We start from the raw sequence: 675 nt of genomic DNA on the forward strand, positions 1-675 counted from the left end.
GCCTCGCGCAGACGCACGCGGAGGACGTGGCGGCCATGGCGCTGTGGAGCAGCAACGAGCTGCTGCGCTTTATCTCGCTGGCTGCAGACGCAGAGGCGCTGGGCTTCGAGCTGCGGCAGCGCGTGCTGCACGCCCTGCCGCAGCCCCCGCGGCAGCGCGCTGTCAGCCTGCTGGCTGGCGACGCCGCGGTGTCGCCCGCTGCGGCGGGTGGGCGCGGCAGCGGCGGGCGCGGCGGCGGCGGACGCGGCGGCGGCGGACGCGGCGCTGTCAGGGGGGCCGCTCTTGGGCCCCGCCATCACCAAGGCCGCATTTGCCTACTACCAGTCCCTGCCGCTCCTTCTCATCGCAGACCCCGCCGGCAGCCCGCTGCTGCACGCTGCGTGGAGTGCGCAAGAGGTGTTCAACTTCCAGCTGCCCTCCTCCGCCGCCGGCGGCGATGCGGGCGTGTGCCTGTTCCGCGGCATGACGCCCGTGCACCGGGAGGTGGTGGGCATGGCAGCGGCGGCGGCGGTGCTGCTGGCGCTGCCGCTGCTGCATGTGCTGCACGCAGTGGCCGCGCGTGCGCTGCCCGCGGTGCGCCCGTGCCTGCCCGCGCGCCTGGCGGCCTGCTTGCCTCGTCTCTCCCTGCCCGCCGCGCACGTGTATGCCGGCGCCTTTACCTCCCTGGTCATGCTC

Annotated in this window: 1 protein-coding gene and 1 pseudogene; one reads left to right on the top strand and one right to left on the bottom strand. The window is 75.1% G+C overall.

From position 1 onward, the window contains the following. Positions 1 to 296 (bottom strand): annotated as a pseudogene (locus ACK41V_RS23640) (hypothetical protein); the annotation flags it as partial. On the opposite strand from ACK41V_RS23640, the gene ACK41V_RS23645 reads away from it, so the two are divergent. After that, on the top strand, positions 283 to 675 hold a 393-nt coding region (locus tag ACK41V_RS23645), incomplete at its 3' end, for a hypothetical protein (RefSeq protein ID WP_409786131.1). The pseudogene ACK41V_RS23640 and the gene ACK41V_RS23645 overlap by 14 nt on opposite strands.

This window comes from Acidovorax sp. (assembly GCF_046291265.1).
Classification (GTDB): domain Bacteria; phylum Pseudomonadota; class Gammaproteobacteria; order Burkholderiales; family Burkholderiaceae_C; genus Acidovorax.